The sequence below is a fragment of the Halobacillus trueperi genome (assembly GCF_003386945.1).
Taxonomy (GTDB): domain Bacteria; phylum Bacillota; class Bacilli; order Bacillales; family Halobacillaceae; genus Halobacillus; species Halobacillus aidingensis.
Genome location: NZ_QUAE01000006.1, coordinates 118,707 through 140,651, shown reverse-complemented (window position 1 = coordinate 140,651; position 21,945 = coordinate 118,707). Strand labels below are relative to the sequence as shown.

The window sequence follows — 21,945 nt, the reverse complement described above, 5'->3', positions numbered from 1 at the left end:
CTCCCCCACGGCGTTATAAAGTCGTTTTAACCATAGATTCTGCACGAATAAGGCGAGGAAACAGGGTCTGGGAAACGTCCGCATGAAAAGCGGAAGGAAATCCGGACGTGTGTGTTTTTCTACGTACTGATTCCAAGCACTGCAAATCATCGTTTCCCTGACCCCGTTTCCATGGCCAGGAATTCGTCATTACTTATTCCAACCACGCAAGGCTTACTCCGTAGAGCTTTGGAAGGGGCTTTTGACGCTCCCGCGGAAAGCAAGTCATCCCACCCAGCCCCCATCCACACAACAAACATCTCGAAACTGAGTCTTCCACAAACGGGAGCTTATTACAACAAACTATTACCGCTGACTCTAGAGTTTTCGTGGTGCTCCAGTTATGATGGAGGTAAACGATACATAGAGGTGTGTGCAATCATGAATCAACATTACGATGTCATCATTGTAGGTGCACGTGTGGCCGGCGCAAGTTTAGCTATTTTACTAGGAGAGATGGGGAAGAAAGTCCTCCTTGTCGATAAAGCCAGTTTTCCGAGTGATACATTGTCCACTCATTTTATGTCCCATACAGGATTTTTAGAAAAATTAGGCGTGCTTAAGAAACTCGAAGATTCGGGTTTGAGAAAAGTAACGAGGATGCGGACCTATATTGGAAGCAGTTTCGTAGAAGGGCCGAGGACCTCTTATACCATCATTCCAAGGAGAGACAAGCTCGACTCGATGCTGATTGAACGAGCGCTCACATTCCCATCCGTCCATTTCAAACCCGAAACGGCGGCTCGGGAATTGATATGGGAAGGGGGTACAGTTGTTGGCGTCACTCTAATAGAACACGGAGAACCACATGAAGTGTTTGGGGATTTAGTTGTTGGGGCTGATGGGAAAAACTCAAACCTTGCTCACTGGACAGGGTCAGAAAAGTATGAAGAAACGAAGCCTTTGCGCCCGGTCGTCTACGGATATTTTGAGGGGATAGAGCCTCTACCGGAACCTGCCACAGAGATCTTTCTTCATGAAGGTCGAATCGGCTTTGTTTTTCCTATGGAGCCCAATCGAGACTGCCTGGGCATAGAAATCCATCCAGAAGAATTCAAAACGATGATGAAAAACCCGGAAGAATCGTTTAAACAAACGTTTGATCAAATGTACGGAATGAAAGAAAGAATGAAAGGTGCCAGACTTCAAGGGAAGATGATTGGAACACCAGGCATGCCGAATTTTTTTCGAACGGCCTATGGAGATGGCTGGGCATTAATTGGCGACGCTGGTCACAGCAAAGACCCGAGTACAGGTTTAGGAATCAATGATGCTTTTATGCAGTCATTTTTATTGGCTGATGCATGCTTGAAAATAGATGAAAGAATCTCCAAAGAAGAGGCGATGAAAGAATTCGCAAGGAAAAGGGATGAGCAGCTTCTTCCTGGTTTCCAAATGACACTTCATTATGTCCAGTCCCTCAGAAAATGGACAGATAATGAAGTGGCCCTGTTTCAATCGATGGCAGCAAATCCAATGGTATGGAACAAACTCGTCCCGAATTTGTCCCGTCATTTAGAAAACGATGCTGCTGATTTTCCTCTTCTTCATACAGCGATGCAAATGGAAGCAGAACAGTTCGGTTTTAAAAAGGAATCCTAGCAAGAAAAGTCGAATGAAGGTAATGAGGTGATCAAGGTGGAATGGACGAAAGAAACCGCATTTACAAAATTGCAGGAAATCTATAATGATAAAGTCATGCAGGACGAAAAACGGAGAGTTTTCCAACAAGTGCACAACCATTTGCAACAACATCTCGATGATCTTGCGGTCCAATCGGGCTTGAAGGAAAAAGCGCAGGAACAGCTGAAATTCTTTAAGGAATATACGTTTATGCCTGGAGACAACTTGTTTCAGTCGATGCGCTACGTGTTCCTAATTGCTCGTGGTGAAAAGGAAAGAGATCCAGAAGAGACACGGCAGCACTTGAACCGCATCTACCGTTCGCTTTACCAGCCGGCAGGGCTGAAAAACCCTTATATTCCTGATTCCTTTTGGGAAACCCCTCTTGGTGTAGCTTGTTTAGTTGCAGAAGAAGGTGTAGAAGCTGTCTATCCAATTCTCGATGAAGTATTAGAAGCAGAGCGCGTATAACAAAAAAGCTCAGGCCATGCCTGAGCTTTTTTGTTATAACTATAGGATTGTAAAAAAAACTTCTTTATAACTGGTAGAACTTTTTGATGCTAGTGATAGCTTCGGTGAAACGCGAGGACCCTTCGAGGTTTGCGATCATTCCCTTTAGAATGGCAGAGCGAGGCTGATCCCTTTTCATTTCTTCCGTCAGGACATGCACGGTGTCTTTAATCTCCTGGTCCCCTTCATTGGCTAGTTCTTCTAAGTTCGATAGCAGTTGCTCTTTTTCTTCTCCATAGAGGTTAGCAGGTAAGAGCTGCCGCATGGTTCCTCCAGTTATGACTGGTTGGTCACCGCTCTTTTCGAAACCTTCCACAATGTAGTCCGTTCTACGTAACATGGCTTCCGACAGGGCCTCAAGGTCCAAAACAGCCCCCTCGATAATGATGAGATCCATATACCCTTTGAACATTCCCTGCAGAATCAAACTAACCTCCCATACGGTTTCATTCACCCGCTTTTGATAGATATTTTGCAGATGGCTTTTGTAAAAAAGATAGGAGTTCACCCGCATTTGAGTGAGGAATTGTTCGATATTTTCATTGAAGGGAATGGCCTGCTCCCGGATTTGCATAATGATGAATTCACGGTGATCGGCCAGTTCTTCGAATGTGACCTGCAATTGTTTCTTAAACTTCGTACGGGCATCAGCATCGAGTTTTTGAATCTCGTCAATGCGCGTCTGGATTCGCTGATAATAATAATTGAATATGTCGAGAAGCAAAGCATCTTTCGATTTGAAATGGAGGTAAAAAGCTCCTTTGGATATTCCACATGCACTTGCGATTTCTTGGACGGAAGTAGAGCTGAATCCTTTTTTCGCAAACAGCTTGATGGACTGTTCGATAATATATATTGATTTTTGTTCCATGGTTGTCGCTCCTTCAAACTTGGAGAAGTTGATGTTTTCTCTTGACCTCTGACCAGTTGGTCATTTATATTTTATAGTGTTATGACTAACTGGTCAATAAAGGGGAGAGTTGAGTATGAAACGAATCATCGATTTTTCGATGAATAACAAATTTGCGATTTGGCTTATGACAATTCTCATTACCGCTGCAGGATTATATGCAGGATTGAATATGAAGCTTGAAACGATACCGGATATCGAGCCACCGATCATTACGGTGACAACAACATATCCAGGGGCTACACCAGAAGAGGTGGCTGATCAAATATCAGAACCACTTGAAAAGCAAGTGAGCAATTTGAGTGGAGTGAAAACGGTCAGTTCTTCCTCTTTTCAAAATGCTTCTTCGCTTCAGTTGGAATATAGCTTTGATAAAAGTTTAGACGAAGCAGAGGATGAATTGCAAGAAGCCGTCAACCAGGTGACTTTGCCGGAAGGAGCAGAAGATCCTTCCGTATCACGTTTGAACTTCAATGCCTTTCCTGTTGTGAGTTTAAGTGCCATCAATGGAGATGGATCTCTTGAACAATTGACGAAGACAGTAGAAGAAGAGATTGTGCCGTCTCTCGAAGGGCTTGAAGGTGTCGCGGATGTGCAAGTTTCCGGACAGCAGCTTGAAGAAGTCCGAATTGATTTGGATGAGGAAGCATTGAATGAACGTGGTCTGGATCAAGATACCATTACAAGTTTCATTCAAGGGTCTGATGTTTCCTTCCCGTTAGGTTTGTACACGTTTGACGATACTCAAAAATCTGTCGTCATTGATGGAAATCTTACAAGTGTAGAAGAATTAAGAGAGTTGCAGATCCCTGCCATTCCTTCTGCGGAAGGGCCTCAATCAGGCCAACAAATGCCTTCACAAGGAGCGGATCAAATTCCTCCAGGAGCGCAGCAAGGAGGCCAGGGGCAGGGACCAGCGACTGGCGACATGCCGGTCATGGATGGCATCCCGACCGTTACCTTAGGTGAAATTGCTGATGTGGAGGTTGTAGGAGAAGCTGAATCTATCTCCCGTACGAATGGGGAAGATTCCATTTCCTTGCAGATTGTCAAATCTCAAGAAGCGAATACAGTTGATGTCGTAAACCTTGTAAAAGCAGAAACAGAATCTTTCCAGGAAGAACTGGATGGGGTAGAGTTCGTGTACTCCTTCGACCAGGGCGAGCCGATTGAAGAGTCTGTCAGTACGATGCTGAATAAAGCATTGTTTGGTGGAATATTCGCCGTCCTTGTCATCTTGTTGTTCTTACGCAACATCAAGACGACACTGATCTCAGTCATTTCCATTCCGCTATCCTTACTGATTGCCATTCTGTTCTTGAACTGGATGGATATCACGTTGAATATCATGACCCTCGGAGCCATGACGGTTGCGATTGGACGTGTGGTGGATGACTCCATTGTCGTTGTCGAGAACATATACAGGCGGATGTCGTTATCGGAGGAGAAATTAAAAGGAAAAGCACTGATTCGCGAATCGACGAAAGAAATGTTCATGCCGATCCTTTCTTCGACGCTTGTAACGATCGCCGTGTTCCTACCGCTGGGTCTTGTTGAAGGTACAGTCGGTCAAATATTCTTACCGTTTGCACTAACCGTTGTTTTCGCCTTGTTAGCGTCTTTACTTGTGGCTGTTACCATTGTCCCGATGCTGTCACATTCTCTATTAAAAGAGTCGAAAATTAAGGGACGTACACATGAAGAAGGGGCAGGAAAACTCGCTCTCTTTTATAAAAAGGTCCTAAACAGCACGCTGAACCATAAAATTATTTCAAGCATCATTGCTGTCTTGGTTCTTATCGGAAGTATCGCTCTTCTTCCACTTGTGGGAACAAGTTTTCTTCCTGAACAAGAACAGAAGATGGTCGTTGCAACCTTCAGCCCGGAACCGGGGCAGACGTCAGAAGACGTGGAAAGAATTGCTGAAGATGCACAGCAATTCTTTATGGACCGTGATGGAGCGGAGACAGTTCAATACTCTGTCGGTGGCGAAAACCCGATGAACCCTGGGGCTTCCAACCAGGCAATGTTCTACGTGGAATATGCCGATGATACCGAAGAATTTTCGGAAGAAACGCAACGCGTCATAGACAGACTGAATGCACAAACGGAAAATGGCGAATGGATGAGTCAGGACTTCTCTGGCGCAGGATCAAGCAGTGGTCTTGAACTACGTGTGTACGGTGATAATACAGAAGAAATCAAACCGGTCGTTACCGAAGTTGAAGAACTTATTGTAGATGAAGAGAAGTTGAGAAACGTCGATTCCAGCCTTTCTGAATCCTACGAGGAATACACGCTCGTAGCTGACCATGAACGTTTAAGTGAATTAGGACTCACAGCCGCACAAATCGGTATGGAGCTTGGACAGAATCGTCAGGAACCCGTGGTTACGACCATTGAACGGGATGGAGAGGAACTGAATGTCTATCTGGAAGTAGAGAAAGAAGACATTACTGGAATTGAAGACTTAACAGAGAAAGAAATTACTTCCCCAGCGGGTCAGACAGTCGCAATTAGTGAACTTGTCGAAGTCGAAGAGGGGACAACAGCTGATACGATTACACGGAGAAATGGACGTGTGTATGCAAGTGTCAGTGCAGAGATTACGGTGGATGATGTAGGGGCCGTTTCACAAGAAGTCAATGAAAAAGTACAGGAAATTGACACGCCGTCCGGTGTTGAAATTACGCAAGGCGGGGTAGCGGAAGATATCAATGAATCCTTCTCGCAATTAGGTTTAGCGATGCTCGCGGCTATCGCGATCGTTTACTTGATCCTCGTTGTCTTCTTTGGCGGAGGACTGGCGCCATTAGCGATTCTATTCTCCTTACCGTTTACCATTATCGGAGCGGTTCTTGGACTATTGATCAGTGGAGAAACGCTTAGTATTTCTGCCATGATTGGAGCATTGATGCTGATCGGAATTGTTGTAACCAATGCGATCGTTCTCATCGACCGTGTGATTTATAAAGAAAAAGAAGGCTTCTCTACCCGTGAAGCTTTACTCGATGCAGGAATGACAAGACTCCGTCCAATCTTGATGACAGCCCTGGCCACAATTGGAGCCCTGCTCCCGCTGGCGCTTGGATTTGAAGGCGGTTCGATCATCAGTAAAGGTCTTGGAGTTACGGTGATCGGAGGGTTAGCGAGTTCCACACTCCTAACACTACTCATCGTACCGCTTGCGTACGAAACATTAATGAAGTTCCGTAGACAGAAAAAGACACAAACTACGAAATAGATTTTGGTAGAATAAGAACATCCTCACATGACGAGGATGTTCTTTTTTTATACATTAGTAGAAAGTTAATCGTTTTTAATTATACGGCAGTGGGAATGGATTATAAATCGTTTAATGGAGGGGTTCGAATGGAACATTATGAAATTACGATCGTAGGTGCTGGACTGGCTGGCATAACAGCAGCACGAAGATTAAAGAAGCAAGGAAGAAGCAACCTATTGTTAACAGATAAAAGTAAAAGTGTAGGTGGACGATTGGCAACGAGAAGAGTAGCAGATGGACGAGCCGATCACGGGGCGCAATTCTTCACCGTAAGAACAGGTGAATTAGAAGAAGAGGTGCAGGATTGGCTCGATCAAGGATGGATTAAAGAATGGTTTGGAGAGAAATACCCTCGCTACACCGCTGTTCAGGGCATGAACGGCCTTGCGAAGCAGTTAGCCTCAGATCTTCCTACTTCCCTACATACGAAAGTAGTCAAACTGCTTGAAGTAGAGGGAGGATACCGTATGTATAGTGAAGACGGGAAGGAATGGCAGTCAGATAAAGTACTTCTGACGATGCCGGCCCCTCAAATCATTGAACTATTGAAAAATAGTGAGGTGGAGGTTGATGAAGAAGAACTGAAGCAACTCAAGAACATTTATTTCGAACCGACGTATGTGGGCATTTTCCAATTCAGAGAAGAAACGGAATTGCCGGACGGTGGCCATGTAGATGTTGGTCTGCCTGAAGGGATGGAACGGCTGGTTGATCATCGGAAAAAAGGGATATCAGATGATACGATTGTGAGCGTCTATATGGAAGCGGACTGGTCACGTAAGCATTATGGGGAAGATTATGTGATGTCTTTAATTAAAGAAAAAGCAGCAGGGTACTTGAACTGGAAGCAGCTGGAGTCCGAACAGTTGAAACGTTGGAGATATGCCCAGGCCAAAAAAGTGATGCGGCAGCCTTATGTTGATCTTTCAGGAGATGGACGTCTCGTAGTCGCCGGGGATGCGTTCTTGAGACTGAATGATGAAGCAGGGCGCACGCGCTTTGAAAGTGCTTATCTGTCAGGGAAAGATGCGGCAGCTTACTTGAGTTGGTGAGCTTACATTAGGTGTTTTGCATAAAAAAAGCGAAAGGTCATCCGTTTCGAGGATGACCTTTCGCGCCAAAGGAGCCCCGGATCGCGCCAAAGGAGCCCCGGATCGCGCCAAAGGAGCCCCGGATCGCGCCAAAGGAGCCCCGTGTCAAACGAGAAAAAGGTTGGGCGGAATGTGTGTGCATTCCGCCCAACCTTTTTTAACTTGCTTTCGCTTCGTATTTTTTCAGTCTTTTCATTCTCGTGACGGTATAAACCGCAAGTCCTGCCCATATAAGGGTGAAGGATACAGCGTGAACATCCGTAAATGGTTCATCATATAGGAAGATGCCTATGATCAGCATGATGGTGGGTGCGAAATATTGAAGGAACCCTACCATCGATAATGGAATTCTTTTGGCCCCTGCCGAAAATAAAAGAAGGGGGATCGCTGTGACGATTCCGGCCCCGAAAACGATGACCGTCGTCCATGACCAAAAGTCGATCGAGGACCATTGCCCTGTCTGCTGTTGAAAAAGAAAGACCACTGCAATCGGTGTGACAATCAGCGTTTCAATCGTCAAACCGAACATGGCATTCAAAGGGACGAGCTTTTTCAAAAGGCCGTACGATCCAAAACTGAAGGCAAGCAATAAAGCAAGCCACGGGACGGAACCGAAGTTGACCGTCATATAGATCACCCCGAGTGCGGCTAGTAAGAAGGCGAGCCATTGGGCTTTTGAAAATTTTTCTTTTAACACGATCATTCCAAGCAAAATACTGACCAGCGGATTGATGTAATAACCGAGACTCGCTTCCACGACGTGATTGGTATTGACCGCAAGAATATACGTGACCCAGTTGATGCTGATTGTGATGGAGGCGAGGGTGATGCCGATCAACTGTTTTTTATTTTTTATGATTTGGCGGCATTCTCGCATGAATTCTTTCTGTTTCCTTGCAATCATGATTACAATTCCCATGAAGAGGAAGGACCAGACGATGCGGTGAGCTAGGATTTCGAAAGCGGGAATATCTTGAATCATCTTCCAGTAAATGGGGAGGACACCCCACAATATGTAAGCTCCGGCCGTATAGAAAATGCCGAGTTTTTCTTCATTGATCATGGTTAGGACCCTTTCGTATGTCGGGATATTTGTTTATCCGCTTCATTATATCACCGTTAGAAAGGGGAAGCTTGAAAAATGCATGGCCCAAATTACGGGCCATGCATGTTAAGGTTGTTCACCGTGTTCTTCCTCGTTGCTTTCTCCTAATGGAGCATGCAAATCCTGGGTTCCTTCCAATGCAATCTTCATCAGAGGCTTGTCAGCAGGTCCTTCGACAACCGCTCCGTCATAGGAAAAGCGTGAGCCGTGACATGGACAATCCCACGTATGTTCACCACTATTCCATTCGACTTCACACCCCATATGTGTACAGGTCGTGTCCAGTACATGAAGTTTGCCTTCATCATCTCTGTACGCACCGGCTCTTTCTCCACGCCACTGGACGACCATCCCTTCTCCTTTTTTGAGTGAATTCGGACGATCGGCTACGAGTTCCAGTTTCCCTTCGGCCAGATGTACAGCGACATCGAAGTTCTGGGATAAGAATTGTTTCATGCTTGGATCTGACTTGAAACGTGTAGGTTTGAATAGTTCGTGAAATAGAGATTCCTCACCAAGGACGTAATCACAAATCAGCTTAGCTGCGAGTGTACCGTTCGTCATCCCCCATTTTCGGAAGCCTGTAGCGATGAATACGCGGTCATTGTTCCGTGTGATCGGTCCGATATAAGGGACTTTATCAAGTGTCGTGAGATCCTGAGCCGACCATTGGAAAAGTTTCTCTTTAATGCCAAACGTCTCGGCGGCGAATTCCTCCAAGGCGTTGTAATGGAAGGACGTGTCGACCCCTTGCCCTGTCTTATGACTTTCTCCACCAATTAGCAGCACAGGTTTTCCATTGTAGTCAGCCGTGCGGATGGAGCGTTTCGGCTCATCGATCGATAAATACATCCCCTCAGGCACTTCTTTCTCGGGCTCAATAGCAAGGAGATAGGAGCGCTCGGCATACATGCGGCTGAAATAGAACCCTTTTCCATCGTAAAAAGGGAAGTGGCTGCATGAAACCAATTTCTCACAGGCAAGCGTATGCCCATCCCCTGTGTGGATCTCAACGCGGTCCTTTTCTTTCACATCTGTCGCTTTCGTATGTTCAAAAATTTCCCCGCCCAGTGTAACGAATTCATCAAGGAGTGCAGCTAAGTATTTGATGGGGTGGAAGCGGGCCTGGTTCTTCATGCTGAGCGCTTTTGTAGCTTCCATATCAAAAGGGAGTGCGTCAATCATGCCACCTGGAATGCCCAACTTTTGATAGGCCTCATACTCATTTTCCAGTTTATGTGCGCCTTTTTTTGTAGTAGCGAAGAGATAAGCATCCTCTTTCACCCAGTTACAATCAATCTGATATTTATCAATCCATTCTTCCATGGATTGCATGGCACTCATTTGGGCCTGATAATAGAGCGAAGCTTCTTCTTCACCAAAGTGTTTCAACAATTCGTGGTAGATCAACCCGTGTTGAGCGGTTACTTTTGCTGTCGTATGACCTGTCGTACCATTCAACAACTCGTCCGCTTCGATAAGGGTTACCTTTTTTCCTGCTTTTGCCAGAAGGTAAGCGGTCGTAATCCCGGTGATCCCGCCACCTACGACAGCCACCTCTGTCGTTGTATCCTCTTTCATAGCTTCAAAAGTAGGCAGTGACATATTCTCACGCCATAAAGGTTCTGGTTGAGTCCATTTCTCGTGTTGTTCCATGACTTTCCCTCCTGAGTGACTCGTTTCTCTCAGTCTTTCCCTCTCCAAAGGTTTCATGTATTTTTCCATGGAAAAATTAACAACATTTAGGCTTTGTAGTATACTTGAACAAGATGTGAAGAAACACATGAAGGTGGTAAGCAGGATGGAAGTATTCGTGGCGCGGCAGCCGATTTTGACAGTCGAGAATAATGTGTATGCCTATGAACTACTGTACCGGAACAGTGAAGAAAATCGGTTCGTCCCTATGGATGGGAGCCAGGCGACTTCAGAAGTGTTGATGAACAGCTTTGTTACGATCGGCTTAGAGCGTTTGTCAAACAACAAGCCATGTTTTATCAACTTCACGGAGGATCTTCTGCTCGAACAAGTCCCTGAATACTTCGATTCTGAACAACTGGTCGTGGAAATCCTTGAACACGTTTCCTTCAGCCTCGATCTCATCAGAGTGTGCAGAACCTTGAAGGAAAAAGGGTATTTAATTGCTCTTGATGATGTCATCGATATCGACCGGCCGTCTGTCTATGAACTCCTGCATTATGTCGATATTTTAAAAGTGGATATACGTGAAGTGACGGACGAGAATCGGGTGCGGATCATTCAGTTGGGGGAAGAGTATGGATTGACGTTGTTAGCAGAAAAAGTGGAAACCCATGAAGAGCACCAACGTTGTATAGAGGAAGGTTTTTCGCTCTTCCAGGGATTTTATTTCAGTAAGCCGGTGATCGTAAAAGGCATGGATATCCCTTTTCTTTCATCGACCTACTTTCAAATGATCAAAGAGCTCACAGCTACGGATGACGAAATTAATATTGAAAAAGTAACGGAAATTATGGAACAGGATCTAGCTCTTACTTATAAATTGCTGCGTTTGATCAACTCCTCTCAACAACGGACAAGAGTACCGATCCAATCGATCAGACAAGCCGTGATGCTGTTAGGTACAGAGGGCTTGAAAAAGTGGCTGTACGTATTATCGGTTGAACAAACCACGGCGGTCACTTCAACACAATCCCAGCTTGTCATCAAAACAAGTCTCGTTCGTGCCAAATTGTGTGAACAAATGGCCGTCAGAATCAGGGCGGAAAAGAAGGCGGACGGATATTTCCTGACCGGGTTCATGTCGCTGATCGATGTCATAACCCAACGCCCTGCCCACGAAGTGATTGGTTCGCTGCCGCTTGATGAGGAGATAAAGAAAGCGTTATAAGCAGAATACGTATCGGCTCGTATTGGATTTGGCTGTAGCGATGGAAAAAGCGGATTTTGAGTGGTTGGAAAACCACTTGGCTGAATGGAATTTGTCCTATTCGGAAGTGTTTGAAGTTTACGGCCAAGCGATTGCGTGGTCTGAACAGCTCTATCACGAACATTTTACCGACAAGGTGTGAAAATAGCTGAAACGATCGATCTATGTTAAAATAGTTTAAGATGCTCTCGTAAAGAGAGCCCTTTTTTTGTTAAGAACGTTACCTAGGTAACGAAAAGGAGCGGTCATCATGAGTTTAATTTTTCACCATATTCAACAATTGTCGAGAAACGTGAATCAATTCTTGAATGAAGGATTGCAAGGTGAAGACATTTATATGTCTCACTGGGCGGTATTATTTCAATTGCATAGCCATGGAGGATCGATGACACAAGCGGAGCTTAAAAACCGGTTGAATATCGAAGCCCCTCCATTGTCGAGGGTTATAGCTAAACTGGAGACCCTAGGGTATGTCCAAAAAAATAAAAGCAGCGATCAGCGAACGAATGATATAACGCTGACGAAAGCAGGGAAAGACCGATATCCGGTGTGGCAGCAGGCCATACAAAAAGCAGAAACGCGTTTGCTGGAACGTTTCGGCGAGCGGAGGGAAACGGTATTGGAAGAGCATGTACTCTCGCTCTCCCGCCTGATTGAAGAAGAAAGGGGGAGAGACTGATGAAAAGGCAGCCTCGTTTATGGACGTCGAGTTTTCTTAATGTATGTGCGAGCAATTTCCTCGTATTTTTAGTCTTTTATCTTCTGTTCGTCACGATGCCGATCTATACGATTGAATCCATTGGAGTGGCCGAGGGAGAAGCGGGGTTAATTATTACGGTCTTCTTGCTTGCAGCCATTCTCATACGTCCACTTTCAGGGCAGTGGGTGGAATCCTTTGGACGGAAGCCAGTAGTCGTGACTGCTTTGAGCATCTTTTTAGGGAGTTCCTTTTTGAATCTATGGTTTGATGCCTTTTCTGCGCTTCTAATCGTTCGCTTCATACAAGGCATCGGTTTCGGGATGGGGACAACGGCTTTGGGAGCTATTGCTGCAGATGTTGTTCCAGATCAAAGAAAAGGGGAGGGCCTCGGTTATTTTGCGATGTCCATGAACTTCGCGATGGTTATTGGTCCTTTCCTGGGTCTTACTCTGATTCAAAATGCAGGCTTTACTGTGATGTTTTATGTTTGTACCGCCCTTGCCGTTATGGCTTTGCTTACAGGGCTTATTATTCGGGTGGATCCTCTCGCTGAACCTGCAAAGAAAAGCTTAGTCCCAAGCATGCACAATCTTCTAGAGAAACCTGTGATCCCTATAGCGTTGACCGGGGCCGTTATGGCGCTTGCGTACGCGGGGGTATTATCGTTTGTTTCTGTCTATGCAAACCAACTCGGCCTTGCGGAGGCGGCTAGTTACTTCTTCGTCGTTTATGCTCTTGTGCTGCTTGTCTCCCGGCCATTTACAGGAAGATGGTTTGATCAATATGGAGAAAATGTGATCGTCATTCCATCCATCCTTATTTTTGGTGCAGGGATGCTGATCTTGAGTTTTGCCAACACGGCTTTTGTTTTGCTGTTGGCTGGCGGATTGATCGGACTGGGGTGGGGCACACTCGTCCCAAGTATGCAGACGATTGCTTTAAAGAAAGTACCAGAAAGAGCGGGATCAGCTACAGCCACCTTCTTTACGATTTTTGATATTGGCATTGGAGTAGGGTCCTATGTCGTTGGGGCGATCGCAACAGGTATTGGATTTTCCTCCCTTTATTTCAACAGTTCTTTTGTTGTCTTCGGGGCTGTCGTCCTTTATATTCTCTTGCATGGAAGGAAGGTTCGCTCGAACGCTGAGCATAGGGTTGAATATAGTAGTTAAGAAGGAGGTCTTTTTCTCCTTCTTTTGTTAAAATTAATTGAAAACGCTTACAAAGTGAAGGGGGAAGACCGTTTTGAAAAACAAAGAGAAGCGGATAGAAACAGCGATGATTCATAATCATGAAAAACCAGAGAAGTATGACGGAAGCTTGACGACACCGATCTTTCAAACCTCTACTTTTTCTTTTTCTTCTGCCGCTGAAGGTGAAAGGAGATTTGCCGGAGAAGAGGAAGGTTACATTTATACGAGGCTCGGGAACCCGACTGTACGAACATTAGAAGACCGCATCGCCACTCTTGAGGGTGGAGAGCGTGGCCTGGCTTTTGCCTCAGGCATGGCTGCTGTATCAGCGGTTTTAATAGCCCTCACAAAAGCTGGTGATCATGTGTTGTGTTCGAACGGTCTTTACGGCTGTACTTATGGTTTACTGCAAATGTTTGAAGAAAAATATGCGATCACCCATGACTTCAGTTATATGGAAACAGAAGAAGACGTGAGGGCGAAGATCACTCCTGATACCCGCTGCATCTTTATTGAGACCCCCATTAATCCGACGATGAAAATCATCAATTTAGCTATGGTGGCACGGGTGGCGAAAGAACATGGCATCCCTGTCGTTGTCGACAACACTTTTTGCACCCCATACCTACAGCGCCCGTTGGATCTTGGGTGTGATATCGTTTTGCATAGTGCCACCAAATACATCGGTGGACACGGAGATGTCATTGCCGGACTTGTCGTAGGGAAAAAAGCGTTCATGGATGACTTGGCCATGTCTCAACAGAAAGATATCGGGGGTGTCCTTTCTCCATTTGATGCCTGGCTTTTACTCAGAGGCTTGAAGACTCTCCATGTCCGTATGGATCGCCACAGCATAAACGCTCATGACCTGGCCAAAAGGCTGGATAACCATGCAAAGGTAAAACAAGTGTATTATCCAGGAATGGAAGGAAACGAGCCATACAACATTGTCCAAAAGCAAATGAAAACAGGTGGAGGCGTACTAGCTTTTGAGATCGAAGGGGGTAAAAAAGAGGCGCAGCAATTCATGGATCGGCTGAAGTTGATTCAAATTGCGGTCAGCCTTGGGGATGCGGAAACACTGATTCAACATCCAGCCACCATGACCCACGCAGTCGTCCCGGAAGAAAAGAGACAGGAAATGGGCATTAGCGACACACTCATCCGCCTATCCGCCGGCCTCGAATCCGTCGAAGATCTATGGGAAGATCTCGAGCAGGCTTTGAAGGAAGTATAATTTCATACACACAATCAAGAGCTCTATGGTCAAAGCATGGAGCTCTTTTAGTTTTCTTAAGAAGTTCTTAAACAATATGGCAGGATTGTTGAAGACTCAGTATCGAGATAACCGGGGTTCGTTTGCCGTGTTGAGCGGTAGAGGTGGCTGGGAAGCAACTCGCTTTCCTGTGGGGGAGCGCCGAGCTTCCTCGGACTACGTCCTGCGGGATCTCGCCTATCTCCTTCTCCCACGGGAGTCTCGCAGCTTCCCAACCACCCCCACTCGAGAGATGAGATAAACGAACCCATGTACACGAATGGAGCGTCTTCCATAATAACTGCTTTCTAGTTGAGAAGCGCTCTATAGCAAGCGTTAGAGTATAGTTTACTGCTTGTTTGAGAGTTGAATACACCAACTCCCATTACGATGGAGGGCTGCTTATTCTGGAAGTGGTTTCGAGATACTCTTATGGTCAAGGGGCGGAGGGAAACGGTGAGACTCCTATGGGACGTGTGGGACAGCTGAGACCCCGGAAGGCGTAGCCTGAGGAGGCTCAGCGCCCGCCCCATGGAAAGCGAACTGTTTCCCGGAGCCCCTAAACTCCAACAAACATCTCGAAACTGAGTCTTCAAGAATAGGGAGCTTATATGGGTTTATTCATGAACACATAGGGAAAAGTATTAACAGTTTGATGAAACATTGAGTGTTCAAGTATATTGTCATAAGAATTCATATAGAAAGGGACGATGGAGAAATGCTTAAGAAACTATTTGGCGGAAACAAAAGTGTAGAGGAACAGATTGTTGCTCCTGTAAATGGAAAAGTGGTTCCTTTAGATGAAGTAGACGACCCTGTATTCAGTCAGCGAATGATGGGGGACGGCGTAGCAATTGAACCGACAGACGGAAAAGTAGTGAGCCCGGTATCTGGAGAAATCGTCCAATTGTTCCCTACCAACCATGCCGTTGGAATTAAAACAAAGTCAGGTGTGGAAGTCCTTGTACACATCGGCCTTGAAACGGTTTCTATGGAAGGACAAGGTTTTGAAGGCCATGTTACTACCGGAGATAAAGTAAATGCCGGCGATCATTTGATTACGTTTGATATGGATCTTGTTAAAGAAAAAGCGAAAAGCACGATCACGCCTGTAGTCATTACAAACTATGACGATGTAGTCGAAAACTTTGATCCATCCTATAGCGACGGTGCCAACGCTGGCGAATCTACCATCGCGACATTGAAAACGAAATAATTAAACCCACAAAGCCTGAGGTACCACTAGTACTTCAGGCTTTTTCTACATGTATGATCCAACAAGAAATCATTTTATAAGATGTTAAAAAATTCATCAGTGGATTTTAAGCATTTATCAGTGGGTGGTTGGTATTTATCAGCGACTTCCGGCCTTTTATCGGTAACTTTCGCACTTTTATCAGTGACTTTAATGATTTTATCAGTATCAGTAAGCAGTCCCTAGGCTCCCGCTAACGTTTCGAAACTGAGTTATTAAGAATAGAGAGCTTTCTGGCGGAGGAGGGTGGGATGTTTTATAATGGGGCAGGAAAGAAGACGGACAAGGAAAAAAAGGAGGAGAAGCGTTATGTCTAAACATGATGCAGAGCTTCGTAAGAAAGTGGAGACAGAAATACAAAAACATAAACAAATCGTAGAAGCGGACACGTATCGTCAGAACTTCCATCACATGCCACCTGTTGGTTTGATGAACGACCCGAATGGATTCATTCAATGGAAAGGGGTGTACCACCTCTTTTATCAATGGATGCCTTTCGAGACAGCTCATGGCGCAAAATACTGGGGGCATTACACATCTGAAGATCTTGTGAATTGGAAGCATGAGGCTGTCGCTTTGACTCCATCCGATTGGTATGACAAAGACGGCGTTTATTCGGGGAGCGCAATCGTTCATGATGATCAATTGCACCTTTTTTATACGGGGAACATTGAAGGAGAACATGAACCAGAGGCAGAATATCAATGCCTTGCTGTTTCCCAGGACGGCATACACTTTGAGAAAAAAGGCGTACTCATTGAAACTCCCAAAGGTTATACGGGTCATTTTAGAGATCCAAAAGTATGGAAAAATGGTGACCAATGGTACATGGTGGTTGGAGCTCAAACAGAAGACAAGCAGGGGAAGGCTGTATTGTTCCGTTCGGAGGATCTCCAAAATTGGGAGCACATCGGTCCCATCGCTGGTAGTAAAGAAGGGAAGCTAGGCGAGTTCGGTTACATGTGGGAGTGTCCGGATTTATTCGAGCTGGATGGTGCAGACGTGCTTATGGTCTGTCCGCAGGGGCTAGAGGCTGATGGAATGGATTATGCGAATACATATCAGAGCGGGTATTTTGTTGGGAAGTGGGACGAAACCGCAGAAACATTCCAGCATGGAGACTTTCGTGAGTTGGATCGAGGTTTCGAGTTTTATGCTCCTCAAACCACACGGGATGAAAAGGGTAGAAGGTTGCTTGTCGGTTGGATGGGTGTTCCAGATCAGTATGAACAAGCACACCCGACTGTTGAAAATGGATGGGTTCATTGCTTGACGATCCCTCGTGAATTGAAGTGGAATGGGGAGAGAATCATTCAAACTCCCGTTCCTGAGCTTGCCCATATGCGTGGACCAGTTTTAATGCATTCATCGATTACGATTGAAAATGACCAAAAAGCGGTGAGAGGGGTACAGGGGAGATCGGTTGAGTTGAACCTTGATTTTGAGTCATTGGAAGACATGTTCGCCATCGAACTTTTCCAATACGCCTCTCTAAGTTACAAGGACCGTGTCGTTACATTATCCAGGCCACATTTAGAAGACCGGTCAAAAACGGAGTTCCGTCGGGTGAAATTGGATGAGGGATTGAGGAATCTGCGTTTGTTTATTGATCAGTCATCTCTGGAGATTTTCATTAATGGCGGGGAAGAAGTATTTACTTCCAGGATTTATCCTCAAGCGGAAGAAGAACATATTCTCTTTACGTCCTTAGGATCCACCACTTTCTCGGTTGAAAAGTGGGACTTGAAAGGTTATGAGTATTCTTAAAGGGAATGGGGCTCACTTTCTGAAAGTCTTATTATTGTGGTAAGATAATTTTATGTAAATTGCACGAAGGGGTCATGTCTATGAGTCAATCTTCAAAGAAAATGAGAGCGAATGAACGAAGAGAGTATATTCTCGCTTTATTAAAACAAAAAGGCGCTCCTGTGACAGGTAGTTCTCTTGCGGAGGAAATGAACGTGACCCGGCAAGTCATTGTCGGTGATGTCTCCCTCTTGAAAGCAAAGAATGAGCCGATTGTCGCCACAAGTCAAGGGTATATGTACATGATGGATGGAAAAGAAGAACTGCCTTATCAACGTACGATTGTATGCCAGCATCAAGGCGACGATACAGAGCAGGAACTCAACATTCTGGTCGATCATGGTGTACATGTCCAGGATGTTGTAGTCGAGCATCCTATTTATGGTGATTTAACAGCCAGACTCAGAATTTCGAATCGACGGGATGTAAAGAAATTCATCGAGAAAGTGAACAGCACCAAAGCCTCTTACTTACTCGAATTGACAGATGGCATCCATACACATACCATAGCGGCGGACAGCCAGGAAGCCCTGGATGAGGCGCAAATGGCATTGAAAGAAGTAGGTATATTGATGACGAAATAACAGTGAAATCGTGAAAAGAGATAGGCATTCTGAAAGAGAAGCTTATCTCTTTTTACTTTTTCCAAACAAGGACCAAATGCCAGGCATGTCGTAATCAATGAATGGAAGGAATATGATATATTTATATCATGATTTCTTGTTAGAAAAAGGAAGGTGGCCACGTTGAACATCCTGCCGATTTTTGTGAGTATCATTCTTACCTTGAACGTGTTGCTTGCTTTAGCCATCATCTTCCTTGAAAGAAGAGATGCCAGCGCAACATGGGCGTGGTTGATGGTTTTACTATTTATCCCTGTCGCAGGTTTCTTTCTTTATTTAATATTCGGACGCCGACTCAGCAATAAAGAAATATTCACCTGGGACAAAAAAAGTCGTCTTGGACTTCTTGCCGCTGTCCAGGAACAATTGACAGCCATCAAGAATAATGATCTGAAAGTCCAACATGAAGATATCATTCCATATGAAGACTTAATTTATATGCATCTGAAAAACAATGATGCGTTATTATCACAAAATAACGAAGTAGAAATTTTCACAGATGGTCAAAAGAAGTTTCATGCACTTATTGAAGATCTTGAAAAAGCAGAAGATCATATTCACTTGCTTTATTATATTTTAAGAGACGATAACTTGGGGCATCGCCTTGCAGATGTATTGAAAAGGAAGGCCATGGAAGGTGTGGAAGTCAAGCTCTTGTATGATGACATGGGTTCAAGATTATTGAAGCGTTCATATAAGCGGAGCTTAAAAGAAGCTGGTGTGCAAGTCGAGTCGTTTTTCCCTTCCTTTATCCCTAAAGTGAATATGAAAATTAACTACCGGAACCATAGAAAGCTTGCGATTATCGACGGTGAGATCGGGTATATCGGCGGCTTCAACATCGGTGACGAATATTTGGGCTTTAATAAAAGGTTCGGATATTGGCGGGATACCCATTTACGCGTGGAAGGAGAAGCGGTGAATAACATGCAGACACGCTTCATCCTTGATTGGAATCACGCTTCAAGCAGAGATATCGTCTATGAACAGAGATATTACCAGGCCAAACCTAAAGGCGATGTGGGTATGCAAATCGTCTCCAGTGGTCCTGATTCGGAGTGGGAACAAATCAAGCATGGCTACTTGAAAATGATTCTTTCTGCCAAAGAGTATGTGTACATTCAGACCCCGTACTTCATTCCTGATGACAGCTTGCTTGATGCGCTACGCGTAGCGGTCCTGTCAGGAGTAGACGTGAGAATCATGATTCCCAATAAACCGGACCACCCATTCGTGTACTGGGCAACATTTTCAAACATTGGAGATATGTTAAAAGCAGGCGCCAGGATTTATGTGTACCAAAAAGGATTCCTACATGCGAAGACGATCGTCGTTGATGGCAAAATTGCTTCCGTAGGTACAGCCAACATTGATGTCCGGAGCTTCCGTTTGAACTTTGAAGTGAACGCCTTTTTGTATCATCCAGAAGTCGCACAGTCCTTAGCCGACCGTTTCCATGAGGACATTGTCGAGTCGACAGAGATTACACTTAAACTCTATCAATCAAGGACGAAATGGATCCGCTTCAAAGAAGCCGTCTCAAGACTACTATCACCAATCCTATAATCATTCTAATCTGCAAAAATGTTTTCGATTGTGGAAGACTCCGTTTCGATACTTTTGTTGAGTGGATGGGGGCGGAGGGGAATAGCTCGCTTTCCGCGGGAGCGCGGTGAGCCTCCTCGGACTGCGTCCTGTGGGGTCTCACCAAGCACTTTTTTCCCGCAGGAGTCTCGCCATCCCCCTTCGCCCTTTTGCCATGGAAGATTCTCGAAACCACTGCTAGAAGTCAGCTCGTATGAATGAGAGAAGTGGATCATATTAAACCCCTCCACAGACCGTAAAGGCTGGATCCAGAGCGCTTCATACCTCTAACTGTTGGATAGTGGGATACCATTCATCTTGGTACAGGGGTTCGTTTCTCACCTACATGGAATGGGGTGGTTGGGAAGCTGCGAGCTCCCGTGGGAGAAGGAGACAGGCGAGATCCCGCAGGACGCAGTCCGAGGAAGCTCGGCGCTCCCCCACAGGAAAGCGAGTAGCTTCCCAGCCACCCCTGACTCCAAATAAGGCAAACGAACCGCGAAAACATCTCGAAACTGAGTCTTCAAGAATCCTGCCGTATAGTTGAATAGATTAAAAAGCCCTGCGCATATGCGCAGGGCTTTTTGAGAGAGGTTGTTTTGGTATTGGTTTTCCTTTGTAACACGAGAAAGGCTGAAGGGAATTCTTTAATCTAATAGCTATTTGGAGGGGGGATCGATCATATCTATTGGATGTCGACTTCCCTTCAGCGTTTCCATTTTTCATTCTTTCTTCATCACGTATTCTTCATATCTGTTCAATTATTGAGAGGTTAGCGTGATTTGGACGGTGGTTGGTTTGCCGTCACGGTACACTTCAAGCTCGGCTGTATCTCCGTCTTGTGCTTGGTTGTAGAGATATTGTCTCAAGCTGATGAGTGACTCGATTTCATTGCCGTCGATGGCGGTGATCACATCGTATTTTTCGAGTCCTGCTTCATCAGCAGGGGAGCCTTTTTCGACGCCTTGGACGAGGACGCCTTGAGTAACTTCTTCTGGCAACCCTAGTTCACGTTGTAACACAGGGTTAGGGATTTGGTTCAAGTCTTGCAGGGAAACTCCCATGTAAGGACGTTCAACTTCGCCGTTTGTCTCTAAATCTTCGATGACAGGTTTAGCAACATCCATAGGGATAGAGAATCCAATTCCTTCAACTTCTGCTTTTGCGATTTTCATAGAGTTGATTCCAATGACTTCGCCTTGCAGATTGATGAGCGCACCGCCACTGTTACCTGGGTTGATGGCTGCATCGGTTTGAAGGACTTCGGTCTGCCAATCTGGCTGTTGATCACCGTTAATATCGACTGGAATATTACGGTTCAATCCACTGACAATGCCTTTGGTTACGGATCCTGCGAACTCCATGCCGAGTGGGTTACCGATGGCAATGGCTGTCTGCCCGACCTCTACGTCACTGGCTTTACCTAATTCAGCAACCTTTTGCACATGTTCGCTATCTATTTGTAAAACGGCCAGGTCTGTTAAAGGGTCACTACCTTTTAATTCGGCTTTCACTTTTGTTCCATCACTCAGAATAACTTCAAGTTCGGAAGCATTTTCGATGACGTGGTGGTTGGTGGCAACAAAAGCTTTTCCGCCTTCTTCCTTATAAATGACCCCGGAACCTGTACCGGCTTTTTTAGCGCCTTGTCCTGTATTCTCGACATTACTAATACCGACAACCGCTTCGGAAGCTTCATTAACTGCTTGAGTCACTTCCTCCTGGTTTTTCCCGAGATTCAGTTCATTGGCTTGTGCTGTCGGCTTTTCGGTATTAATATCTATCGAAATGCCCTGCCACTGAAAAACGGTTGTAACTAGAAAAACAGCTGCAATGGCTCCTAAAACACTAAAAGCTATACCGGAACGTTTGTATTGTTTCTTATCATTCCGCTTCTGTTCATCAAACATTAGAGAAACGACGCTCCTTTCAAAAAGATTCGCTGTTTATCTTTGGTGTTTCCCTCTGACAATTCATATTCTACGACAGAGATATGGAATGACTTTGGTGTAATTGTGGAAAAAGTGTGTAATGTAGGAGTAATCCATAAAAATATGAGA

At 45.2% G+C, this 21,945-nt stretch carries 17 protein-coding genes; 13 read left to right on the top strand and 4 right to left on the bottom strand.

Features of this window, described 5'->3' with window-relative positions; translation table 11 throughout:
• Nucleotides 1-420 precede the first annotated feature (420 nt).
• Nucleotides 421-1,641, top strand: coding sequence for an NAD(P)/FAD-dependent oxidoreductase (locus DYE48_RS09930; protein WP_115823468.1), 1,221 nt, complete (start codon nt 421-423; stop codon nt 1,639-1,641).
• Nucleotides 1,642-1,677: 36 nt separating this feature from the next.
• Nucleotides 1,678-2,133: a hypothetical protein gene (locus tag DYE48_RS09925; RefSeq protein ID WP_115823467.1), complete on the top strand. Its 456-nt coding sequence runs from the start codon at nt 1,678-1,680 to the stop codon at nt 2,131-2,133.
• 64 nt (nt 2,134-2,197) lie between these two features.
• On the opposite strand, the gene DYE48_RS09920 is transcribed toward DYE48_RS09925, so the two are convergent.
• The gene (locus DYE48_RS09920) at nt 2,198-3,043 is read right to left on the bottom strand and encodes a TetR/AcrR family transcriptional regulator (RefSeq protein WP_115823466.1); all 846 of its coding nucleotides are present in this window, start codon (nt 3,041-3,043) and stop codon (nt 2,198-2,200) included.
• Nucleotides 3,044-3,158: 115 nt separating this feature from the next.
• Here DYE48_RS09920 and DYE48_RS09915 point away from each other — a divergent pair, with 115 nt between their 5' ends.
• Both DYE48_RS09915 and DYE48_RS09910 read left to right on the top strand, forming a co-directional pair.
• The gene (locus DYE48_RS09915; protein ID WP_115823465.1) at nt 3,159-6,326 is read left to right on the top strand and encodes an efflux RND transporter permease subunit; all 3,168 of its coding nucleotides are present in this window, start codon (nt 3,159-3,161) and stop codon (nt 6,324-6,326) included.
• 128 nt (nt 6,327-6,454) lie between these two features.
• Complete coding sequence (locus DYE48_RS09910) at nt 6,455-7,420, top strand: NAD(P)/FAD-dependent oxidoreductase (RefSeq protein WP_115823464.1); 966 nt, start codon at nt 6,455-6,457, stop codon at nt 7,418-7,420.
• A 196-nt stretch (nt 7,421-7,616) separates the two neighbouring features.
• On the opposite strand, the gene rarD is transcribed toward DYE48_RS09910, so the two are convergent.
• Nucleotides 7,617-8,522, bottom strand: coding sequence for an EamA family transporter RarD (gene rarD, locus DYE48_RS09905; RefSeq protein ID WP_115823463.1), 906 nt, complete (start codon nt 8,520-8,522; stop codon nt 7,617-7,619).
• Between the two features lie 108 nt (nt 8,523-8,630).
• Nucleotides 8,631-10,220, bottom strand: a complete 1,590-nt coding sequence (locus DYE48_RS09900; RefSeq protein ID WP_115823462.1) for an FAD-dependent oxidoreductase — start codon at nt 10,218-10,220, stop codon at nt 8,631-8,633.
• A 145-nt stretch (nt 10,221-10,365) separates the two neighbouring features.
• Here DYE48_RS09900 and DYE48_RS09895 point away from each other — a divergent pair, with 145 nt between their 5' ends.
• The 9 genes from DYE48_RS09895 (at nt 10,366) to cls (ending at nt 19,867) form a co-directional block, all read left to right on the top strand.
• Entirely contained in the window at nt 10,366-11,430 is a 1,065-nt protein-coding gene (locus DYE48_RS09895) for an EAL and HDOD domain-containing protein (protein WP_244199406.1), read from the top strand.
• Between the two features lie 22 nt (nt 11,431-11,452).
• Nucleotides 11,453-11,611, top strand: a complete 159-nt coding sequence (locus DYE48_RS21395; protein WP_244199405.1) for a hypothetical protein — start codon at nt 11,453-11,455, stop codon at nt 11,609-11,611.
• Nucleotides 11,612-11,719: 108 nt separating this feature from the next.
• Nucleotides 11,720-12,148: a MarR family winged helix-turn-helix transcriptional regulator gene (locus tag DYE48_RS09890; protein WP_115823461.1), complete on the top strand. Its 429-nt coding sequence runs from the start codon at nt 11,720-11,722 to the stop codon at nt 12,146-12,148.
• Nucleotides 12,148-13,341 carry an MFS transporter gene (locus tag DYE48_RS09885; RefSeq protein WP_115823460.1) on the top strand — a complete coding sequence of 398 codons (1,194 nt, stop codon included), beginning with the start codon at nt 12,148-12,150 and terminating at the stop codon, nt 13,339-13,341. Before DYE48_RS09890 ends, DYE48_RS09885 begins: the two co-directional genes overlap by 1 nt.
• Before the next feature lie 73 nt (nt 13,342-13,414).
• Nucleotides 13,415-14,599, top strand: a complete 1,185-nt coding sequence (megL, locus tag DYE48_RS09880; protein WP_115823459.1) for a methionine gamma-lyase — start codon at nt 13,415-13,417, stop codon at nt 14,597-14,599.
• A 736-nt stretch (nt 14,600-15,335) separates the two neighbouring features.
• Nucleotides 15,336-15,833, top strand: coding sequence for a PTS sugar transporter subunit IIA (locus DYE48_RS09875; protein WP_115823458.1), 498 nt, complete (start codon nt 15,336-15,338; stop codon nt 15,831-15,833).
• A 348-nt stretch (nt 15,834-16,181) separates the two neighbouring features.
• The gene (locus DYE48_RS09870) at nt 16,182-17,639 is read left to right on the top strand and encodes a glycoside hydrolase family 32 protein (RefSeq protein ID WP_115823457.1); all 1,458 of its coding nucleotides are present in this window, start codon (nt 16,182-16,184) and stop codon (nt 17,637-17,639) included.
• Nucleotides 17,640-17,719: 80 nt separating this feature from the next.
• Nucleotides 17,720-18,262, top strand: a complete 543-nt coding sequence (locus tag DYE48_RS09865; RefSeq protein ID WP_115823456.1) for a transcription repressor NadR — start codon at nt 17,720-17,722, stop codon at nt 18,260-18,262.
• 162 nt (nt 18,263-18,424) lie between these two features.
• Nucleotides 18,425-19,867 carry a cardiolipin synthase gene (gene cls, locus DYE48_RS09860; protein ID WP_115823455.1) on the top strand — a complete coding sequence of 481 codons (1,443 nt, stop codon included), beginning with the start codon at nt 18,425-18,427 and terminating at the stop codon, nt 19,865-19,867.
• 779 nt (nt 19,868-20,646) lie between these two features.
• Here the strand turns inward: cls and DYE48_RS09850 are convergent.
• Nucleotides 20,647-21,795 carry a S1C family serine protease gene (locus DYE48_RS09850; RefSeq protein ID WP_115823453.1) on the bottom strand — a complete coding sequence of 383 codons (1,149 nt, stop codon included), beginning with the start codon at nt 21,793-21,795 and terminating at the stop codon, nt 20,647-20,649.
• Nucleotides 21,796-21,945: the final 150 nt, after the last annotated feature.